At 52.2% G+C, this 230-nt stretch carries 1 protein-coding gene; it reads left to right on the forward strand.

Annotation, left to right across the window (positions count from 1 at the left end):
• Positions 1-14: 14 nt before the first annotated feature.
• The coding region (locus LKX83_RS33025; RefSeq protein WP_227887518.1) for a nitronate monooxygenase at positions 15-230 on the forward strand (216 nt) is incomplete at its 3' end.

Below are 230 nucleotides of genomic sequence, written 5' to 3' on the forward strand. Positions count from 1 at the left end.
GTCAAACATTACATATTACTTATCCAATTATTCAAGCAGGCATGGCCGGGGGACCGACTACTGCAGAGTTGGTGGCAGGTGTCTCTCGTGCTGGCGGTCTGGGGACGCTTGGTGCAGCTTATATGGAGCCTGAGGCAATCCGTGAGACAATCCGTGCGATTCGCACGATGACGGATCGTCCTTTCGGCGTTAATCTATTTGCTGCGGATATGACTGATGATACGACTCGC

The organism is Cohnella baijiui (assembly GCF_020731285.1).
Classification (GTDB): domain Bacteria; phylum Bacillota; class Bacilli; order Paenibacillales; family Paenibacillaceae; genus Cohnella.